We start from the raw sequence: 8,348 nt of genomic DNA on the forward strand, positions 1-8,348 counted from the left end.
TGCCAAGAATAGCTTCCTGGCGAAGCGAATATGTCAGAGTCGGCGAAACGCGCGGCCCCTTTGGCATGTCATGCCAGGGCCCTTTGGCGTAAGCTGCCGCTCCGCGCCGCTTCCTTGTGAAGGCCGAGAGTCGAACGATACCCATGACGGATTCCCATAGCCTGAAGATGCTGGAGGCGCTGGAGCAGAAGGTGCTCTGGCTGTCCTCCTGGATGATCCACAACGCCAACCACCTGCGCCCCAAGACCGATGGGCTGAAGGTGGGCGGCCACCAGGCGTCCAGCGCCTCGCTGGTCACGCTCATGACGGCGCTTTATTTCCATGTGCTGCGGCCCGAGGACCGGGTGGCGGTGAAGCCCCATGCCAGCCCGGTCTTCCATGCCATCCAGTATCTGCTGGGCAACCAGAGCCGGGAAAATCTCGAAACCTTCCGCGGCTTCGGCGGCGCGCAGTCCTACCCCTCGCGCACCAAGGACAGCGACGATGTGGACTTCTCCACAGGCTCCGTCGGCCTCGGCGTCGCCATCACCTCCTTCGCCAGCATGGTGCAGGACTACGTGCGGCTGAAGGGCTGGTCCGCCGGTGCGAAGACGGCGCCTGAAGGGCGCATGGTGGCACTGGTGGGCGATGCGGAACTGGACGAGGGCAACATCTACGAAGCCCTGATGGAGGGCTGGAAGCACGGCCTGCGCAACACCTGGTGGGTCATCGACTACAACCGCCAGAGCCTGGACGCGGTGGCGCGTGAGGGCCTTTACGGCCAGTTCGACAAGCTGTTCCGCTCCATGGGCTGGGAGGTGGTGACGATCAAGTACGGCCACCTGCTGCAGGCGGCCTTCGAGGAGCCCGGCGGGGAGGCGCTGCGCGACTGGATCGACCGTTGCCCCAATCAGCTCTACTCGGCGCTGACCTTTCAGGGTGGGGCGGCCTGGCGCAAACGCCTGCTGGACGATCTCGGCGACCCCAATGGCTCTGGGGGTCCAGTGACGGCGCTTATCGAGGCGCGCAGCGACGACGAACTGGCGCGGCTGATGACCAACCTGGGCGGCCACGATCTGCCGGCGGTGCTGGAGGCCTTCGCTGCCATCGACCACGACCGCCCGGTCTGCTTCATCGCCTACACGGTGAAGGGCTACGGCCTGCCGCTGGCCGGCCACAAGGACAACCACGCCGGCCTGATGACGCCGCAGCAGATGGAGGCCTACCGCGCCGGCCTGGGCATTCGCGAAGGCCGGGAGTGGGAGCCCTTCGAGGCCATGACCCTGCCGCGGCCGGAGGTCGAAACCTTCCTCAAGACGGTGCCCTTCAACGCCCGCGGCCGGCGCCGCTTCAAAGCCGCGCGGGTGCCGCTGCCGGAAGGCCTGACGGTTCCGGCGGGCGACGTCCAGTCGACCCAGGAGGGCTTCGGCAAGATCCTCAACGAGCTGGCGCGGGACGACACGCCTCTGGCCCAGCGCATCGTCACCACTTCGCCGGACGTCACCGTCTCCACCAACCTGGGAGCCTGGGTGAACCGCCGCGGCCTGTTCAGCCACACGCCCCTGGCCGATACCTTCCGCGACGAGAAGGTGCCCTCGGCGCAGAAGTGGATCATGAGCCCGGAAGGCCAGCACATCGAGCTCGGCATCGCCGAGATGAACCTCTTCCTGCTGCTGAGCGCGCTCGGTCTTTCGCATTCGCTGTTCGGGGAGCGCCTGCTTCCCATCGGCACGCTTTACGATCCCTTCATCCAGCGCGGCCTCGATGCCCTGAACTACGCCTGCTACCAGGACGCCCGCTTCATTCTGGTAGCCACGCCTTCGGGCGTGACCCTGGCGCCGGAGGGCGGCGCCCACCAGTCGGTCTCCACCCCGCTCATCGGGCTGGCGCAGGACGGCCTCGCCGCCTTCGAGCCCGCCTTCGTCGACGAACTGGCCGGCATCCTCGCCTGGTCCTTCGACTACATTCAGCGCGACGGGGAGGGGCCGCCCGCCGGGCCCTGGCTGCGCGACGAGAAGGGGGGCTCGGTCTACCTGCGCCTCTCCACCCGGCCCCTGGAACAGCCGAAACGGGTCATCGACGAAAGCCTGCGCGACGACATCATCAAGGGCGGATACTGGCTGCGCCCGCCGGGGCCGAACTGCCAGGTGGTGATCGCCTACCAGGGCGCAGTGGCGGCGGAAGCAATTGCCGCCGCCGGGCTGATCGCCGAGGACCGGCGCGACGTCGGGGTGCTGGCGGTGACCTCCGCCGACCGGCTGAGCGCCGGCTGGCATGCCGCCGAACGGGCGCGCCAGGAGGGCGGGGCCTGGGTGCCCTCCCACATCGAAGAGCTGCTGGCATCGCTGGACCGCGACGCCGGCTTGGTGACCGTCCTGGACGGGCACCCGACGACCCTCTCCTGGCTCGGCGGGGTGCGCGGCCACCGGGTGCAGGCGCTGGGCGTCGAGCACTTCGGCCAGACCGGCACGATCCAAGACCTCTACCGCCATCACCGCATCGACGTGGACGCCATCGTCGCAGCGGCCAACGCGGCCTCCGCCGGGCGGCCGATCCGCTATCTGCGGGTGGTGCGCTGAGGGGTGGCCCGGGTGCCAGCGAAGCGACATGGCTTGACAGCGGGCACCGCTCTTTGCGATAGCAGGGCCATGAGCCAGCAGCGCGTCGCCCTTCGGAAGGCCAAAAAAACCCCCACTCCGGGGGCAAGGGATCGCTGCGCGAACTGACAGTCAGTTCAGAGTTACGGATTTCAACCCCGCCGGTTCGGACGGGGTTTTTTCGTGTCGCTCCGTCTTCGGCTTGAGAGGAGACGGATGCCATGACTTCACATCACCCAAGCCCAAGCGGCCTTTGGCTGCCCCTGATCACGCCTTTCCGCGAGGGGGCGCTTGACGAAGCCTCGCTACGGCGCCTCGTCCGGCACTATGCCGCCCAGCCGATCGACGGCTTGATCCTCGCCGCGACGACCGGCGAAGGTTTGACGTTGGAAGAAGACGAATGCGCGCGTCTGGTGGAGATCGCCGCCGAGGAGCGGACCGCGGCCCGTCCGGCGCTGCAGGTCTATCTCGGTCTTTCCGGCAGCGATACGCGAAAGCTACTGCGGACACTGGACCGGACGGCAGGCTGGTCCATCGATGGATACCTGGTGACCTGTCCCTCCTACGTGCGTCCCTCGCAGGAGGGGCTGTTTCGGCACTTCATGGCGCTGGCTGAGGCGGCGGCCCATCCGATGCTGCTCTACAACATTCCCTATCGCACCGGCGTCAACCTGGCGAACGAGCAGATGCTGCGTCTGGCCGAGCATCACAACATCGTCGGCGTCAAGGACTGCTGCGCCGACGCTGCCCAGTCCTTCGACCTGCTGTGCCGGCGGCCGGAGGGCTTTGCAGTACTGACCGGCGAGGACGCCTTCTTCTACAGCGCGCTGGTTCAGGGCGCCGACGGCGGAATCCTGATGTCCGCCCATGTCCTGACCGGGGCCTTCGCCGCCGTGCGGGCGACGCTCTTGGCCGGCGACCAGCCCGGTGCCCTGGCGCAGTGGCGGGCGCTGGCGGAGATCCCGGCGTTACTCTTTGCCGAGCCCAGTCCGGCGCCGATCAAGCATTGGCTCTGGCGCATCGGGCTGATCGACAGCCCGGAGCTGCGCTTGCCGATGACCGGGGTCAGCGCGGCGCTGGCCCGGCGGATCGATCAGGCCGTTGGTCGATCAGCCGCGTGACCCTGCCGCCGTCCCCTGATCCACTTTTCGATCTCCAGGACCAGGAGAACCAGGATCCCGGCGGCGACGATCTGGAGACATTGGATCGGGCTGAGCGGACGGGCAGCGAAGATCGCCGCCAGGAACGGCAGATAGGTGAAGAGCACCTGAAGCGCGGTCACCGCGGCGACGGCGATCAGCACGGCTCGTGTTCCCATCAGGCCACGCCAGGTGAGCGAGGACGCCTTCAGATAGCGAACGCTGAAGAGGTAGAAGATCTCAAGGACCACCAAAGTGTTGACCACGACCGTTCTGGCCTCCGCGATGCCCGCGCCTTGCGCCTGTGCCAGCGCGAACATGGCGAAGAGCACGGCGAGGAACAGGGTCGAGACGAAGGCGACCCGCCAGATCAGAAAGCCCGAGAGGATGGGCTCTCTGGGACGCCTCGGCGGCCGGCGCATGACGTCCGGCTCGGCCGGCTCGAAGGCCAGCGCGAGCGCCAGGGTCACGGCCGTGACCATGTTGACCCAGAGGATCTGCACCGCGGTGATCGGCAGGGTGGTCCCGAGGAGGATGGCGGCGATCAGCACGAAGGCTTCGCCGCCGTTGGTCGGCAGGATAAAGAGGATCGCCTTTTTCAGATTGTCATAGACCGTCCGGCCCGCTCTCACCGCCTGGGCGATGGTGGCGAAGTTGTCGTCGGCCAGCACCATCTCCGCGGCCTCCTTGGCGGCCTCGCTGCCTTTGCGTCCCATGGCGATGCCGACATCGGCGCGCTTCAGGGCCGGGGCATCGTTGACGCCGTCGCCGGTCATCGCCACCACGGCACCTTGCGCCTGCAGCGCCATGACCAGCCGCAATTTGTGCTCCGGGCTGGTGCGCGCGAAGACGGAGGTCTCGGTGACGCGGTGTTTGAGCGTCTCCTCGTCCAGGAGGTCGATATCGCGCCCGGTCAGGATCGATCCGGGGTTCTCCAGGCCGAGCTGCCCGGCGATGGCCGCGGCGGTCCCGGCATGGTCTCCGGTGATCATCTTGACCTGGATGCCGGCAGCCCGGCAGTCGGCCACAGCGGCCACCGCCTCTTCGCGGGGCGGATCGATCAAACCGAAGAGGCCGAGGAAGGTCAGACCGTTATCCACGTTCTCGAATTCGAGCACCGTCTGCGATGCGTCGGTGGTCTTCATGGCGACGGCGAGAAGGCGCTGGCCGCTGGCGGCGATCTCCTCGGCCTGCGCCTGCCAATAGCGCTGATCCAGCGGGGCGTCGCCATCCAGGCCGCGCTGCCTGGCGCACATTTCGAGGATCCGCTCCGGCGCTCCCTTCACATAGATGAAGCCTTCGCCATGGTGGCCGTGGTGGAGGGTCGCCATGAAGCGGTGCGCCGAGTCGAAGGGTATGAGATCGGTGCGCGGCGCGAACCCGGTTTCCTTTTCCTGGTCCAGCCCCGCCTTGCAGGCAACGGCAAGGAGGGCGCCCTCCATGGGATCGCCCTCAACGGTCCAGTGGCCGTCTACCTCATGAAGGCTGGCGTCATTACAAAGGAGCGCTGCCCGTGCCACTTCGACGAGCAGCGGATGGTCTTCGAGCGCCACCTCCCGGCCGTCCAGGGAAAAGTTGCCTTGGGGCGCATAGCCGATGCCGGAGACCGCGAACAGGCGGCGCGCCGTCGCAAGGGAAACGACGGCCATCTCGTTGCGGGTCAGGGTCCCCGTCTTGTCCGAGCAGATCACCGAAACCGAGCCGAGGGTCTCGATGGCGGGAAGGCGCCGAACGATGGCGTTGCGCCGCGCCATGCCCTGCACGCCGATGGCAAGGGTGATGGTCAGGATGGCCGGCAGCCCTTCGGGGATGGCGGCGACAGTCAGCCCGACCACCGCCATGAAGATCTCGGTAAAGCCATAGTCGCGGACCAGCAGGCCGAAGGCGAAAACCAGGGCAGCAAGGCCGAGGATGGAGCCCGTCAGCCACTTCGCGAAAACGGCCATCTGCCGGGTCAGCGGCGTCTGCAGGGTGGTGACTTCCGAGAGCATGCCGCTGATCCGGCCGATCGCCGTCTGCCCCCCGGTGGCGACGACGAGCCCCTTACCCTGGCCATAGGTAACAAGCGTGCCGCTGTAGGCCATGGAACTGCGGTCGCCGAGCGCGGCCGCTTCGCCGACCGGCGCGATGGCTTTCTCTGCCGCAACCGATTCGCCGGTCAGCACCGCCTCGTCGATTCTCAGGTTGCGTGCGTCGATCAGTCGCGCGTCGGCGGGAACTCGCGCGCCGGCCTCCAGCAGGACGATGTCGCCCGGTACAAGCTGATCGCCCGGCAGCGCCTGGCGATGGCCGTCGCGCACCACGTCGGCCTTGGGTGCCAGCATGTTGCGAATGGCGTTGAGGGCGTTCTCCGCCTTGCCCTCTTGTATGAAGCCGATGATGGCGTTGATGACCACCACGGCGACGATGACCTGGGTGTCGATCCAATGGCCGAGCGCGGCGGTGACCGCTGCCGCGGCCAGAAGCACGTAGATCAGCACGTCGTGGAACTGCGCCAGAAACCGCAGGACGGGGCCGCGGCGGCGCGGCGGCGCCAGACGGTTCGGTCCGTAGCGCTGCAGGCGCGCGCGGGCTTCCGCCTCGCTCAGGCCGCCTGGGCCGCTGTTCTGAGCGGATATCGCATCCTGGACGGAGGTCGCGTGCCAGGTCCGCTCATCCGCGGACATGCCCGCACGGCTTTCCGGCTTCTCGTCGCGCTGAAGCATCACCATCGACTAACTCGTCTCAAAGTCAGGGAAGCGGCCGCCGCGTCGGATTTCGGCAGCGATGCGACCGCTCAAGCACACCTATCCTCGGATTACCCAGCCGCGTCCAGCGCAAAACGACTGTCCAGACCTTCGGCGAGGGCCGCCCGCGTGGCATTGATCCGCGTCAATGTACCACGGGCGAGAGGGCAGGTCGGTTTTGTCAAACCGTGAAGGGCCTTAAGCGCGCACCCGCGGAAGCCTCTTGGGCCATGCCTGGAATTGAAACAACACTGCACCGGCGACGATCAGGAGCAGCGCCAGCGCGAAGCCCTGCGGTAGGGTTTCCCCCAGGAAAAGAACGGCCACCGGCGCGCCGACGGCGGCACCCACCGAACCGATCTGGCTGAGGTAGACCGGCCCGGCGGTCTGCTGAAGCCGGAAGTAGGCGACGAACTGCAGGGCGAAGACCGCGATGTTGGTGCCGGTCAGGCCGAGAAGGGTCGTGTTATCCCACAGTGTGAAGACAGCGCCGGCGCCTTCGCTCAGGATCGCAAAGGGCGCGGCCAGGACGCCGGCCATGAGCAGCATCAGCGCGGCCAGCAGCAGCGGCTGTGCGCCCTCGGGCCAGAAGCGCGTGCGGTAGAGATTGCCACCTGCGATGACCACGGGAATGGCTGTGGCGGTCAGCACCCAGGCGAAGGCATCGCCGCTGCCCGAGAGTCCGTCGAACTTCGCCGCCGCCAGCAACAGCCCGCCGGCCAAGGCCACGCCCACGCCCAGCGCCCTCAAAGTGGCGATCCGCTCCATGCCCACGACCAGGGCGAGGAGGTAGGTCAGCAACAGCGGGAATGCAAATACCAGCGAGATGTATCCGGCGCCCACATGGGCGACGGACAGATAGGCCATGGCCGTCGCCAGAGCCTGGAATGCCCCGGCCCCCAGGCTGTAGAGCAGCAGGGGGCGCCAGGTGCCCTTCGCCTTGCCGCCGGCCGCCGCCGCAGCCAGGAGCAGGAGGCCGGCACCACCCATCACCAGGGTCAGGAACCACAGCATCGGCGCCCCTTCGGCGGCGGCGAGGCGCGAGACGATGATGGTGACCGCAAGCAGTGCTCCCGTCACCAGGAGCAGGGCAGGCGCGGCGAGGCCGGCTTGGGAAGGGGCCTGTGGCGGGCGTGGAACGGCCATGAGACATGCGTCCTTGTCTGCTGGGCGGGAGACTTGTAGCCTATTACTTGGTATCAAGTATCTTGATGTCAAGATAAATGGAGGCCACCATGGCCAAGAACGTGACCGCGGGGTCGAAGACCGCGAGCGAGCCCATGGACCGTGCTGCCCGTGCGGTGGCCCAATGGGGCGGCGAGTTCCCCGATTGGGATCTGCGTCCCATGGAGGCCCTGGGCCGGCTGGCCGAAACCGCCCTGGTGATCAGCCGCGATCACTTATCTCCCGTCTTTGCGCAATTCGGCCTGCAGCCCGGGGAGTTCGACGTGTTGGCAGCCCTGCGCCGCTCCGGAAAACCCTACGAGCTGACGCCCACCGATCTCTTCGACATCACCATGATGTCGTCAGGCGGAATGACGGCGCGGCTCGACCGTCTCGAACGCATGGGCTACATCGCGCGCCGCCCCAATCCGGAGGATCGGCGCGGGACCTTGGTGCGCCTGACGGACTCCGGGCTCAGTCTTGTCGAGCGCGCGGTCCCGGAGCATCTGGCCAATCAGGCAAGGCTGACGGCCTGTCTCAGCGACGCCGAGCTGGCCAGGCTTTCCGCGCTCCTAAAAAAGCTCCTTAAGCACGCGCAAAACGCCGAGTGAGCTGCGCTGAACCGTTGGCCTTAGGAAGCCTCCATCAGGCGCTCGAACACGAAGGCCTTGGCGGAGTGGCAGGCCAGCACCGGGGAGCGGCCCCGGGCCATGGCGGTGGCGATGGCGCTGGCCAGCATGCAG

At 67.3% G+C, this 8,348-nt stretch carries 5 protein-coding genes; 3 read left to right on the forward strand and 2 right to left on the reverse strand.

Translation table 11 applies throughout. The annotated features are described in order from the left end of the window. The first annotated feature begins 143 nt into the window (after positions 1-143). Both Q0982_RS02180 and dapA read left to right on the forward strand, forming a co-directional pair. Entirely contained in the window at positions 144-2,558 is a 2,415-nt protein-coding gene (locus tag Q0982_RS02180) for a transketolase (RefSeq protein WP_299391311.1), read from the forward strand. A 239-nt stretch (positions 2,559-2,797) separates the two neighbouring features. Continuing rightward, positions 2,798-3,697 carry a 4-hydroxy-tetrahydrodipicolinate synthase gene (gene dapA, locus Q0982_RS02185; protein WP_299391313.1) on the forward strand — a complete coding sequence of 300 codons (900 nt, stop codon included), beginning with the start codon at positions 2,798-2,800 and terminating at the stop codon, positions 3,695-3,697. Here dapA and Q0982_RS02190 read toward each other — a convergent pair. After that, a complete protein-coding gene (locus tag Q0982_RS02190; RefSeq protein ID WP_322096932.1) occupies positions 3,670-6,426 on the reverse strand; it encodes a cation-transporting P-type ATPase in 2,757 nt (918 codons plus the stop codon). The genes dapA and Q0982_RS02190 overlap by 28 nt on opposite strands. A 213-nt stretch (positions 6,427-6,639) precedes the next feature. Then, a complete protein-coding gene (locus Q0982_RS02195) occupies positions 6,640-7,587 on the reverse strand; it encodes an EamA/RhaT family transporter (protein WP_299391314.1) in 948 nt (315 codons plus the stop codon). 89 nt (positions 7,588-7,676) lie between these two features. Between Q0982_RS02195 and Q0982_RS02200 the strand changes: the two genes are divergently transcribed. Then, positions 7,677-8,216: a MarR family winged helix-turn-helix transcriptional regulator gene (locus Q0982_RS02200; RefSeq protein WP_299391316.1), complete on the forward strand. Its 540-nt coding sequence runs from the start codon at positions 7,677-7,679 to the stop codon at positions 8,214-8,216. The last annotated feature ends 132 nt before the right edge of the window (positions 8,217-8,348 follow it).

It is taken from the genome of Pelagibius sp. (assembly GCF_028281305.1).
Taxonomy (GTDB): domain Bacteria; phylum Pseudomonadota; class Alphaproteobacteria; order Kiloniellales; family Kiloniellaceae; genus Pelagibius.

Coding starts and splice junctions, on each gene's coding strand:
- Q0982_RS02180 (WP_299391311.1), top strand. CDS start 144: ATGACGGATTCCCATAGCCTGAAGATGCTGGAGGCGCTGGAGCAGAAG.
- dapA (WP_299391313.1), top strand. CDS start 2,798: ATGACTTCACATCACCCAAGCCCAAGCGGCCTTTGGCTGCCCCTGATC.
- Q0982_RS02190 (WP_322096932.1), bottom strand. CDS start 6,426: ATGGTGATGCTTCAGCGCGACGAGAAGCCGGAAAGCCGTGCGGGCATG.
- Q0982_RS02195 (WP_299391314.1), bottom strand. CDS start 7,587: ATGGCCGTTCCACGCCCGCCACAGGCCCCTTCCCAAGCCGGCCTCGCC.
- Q0982_RS02200 (WP_299391316.1), top strand. CDS start 7,677: ATGGCCAAGAACGTGACCGCGGGGTCGAAGACCGCGAGCGAGCCCATG.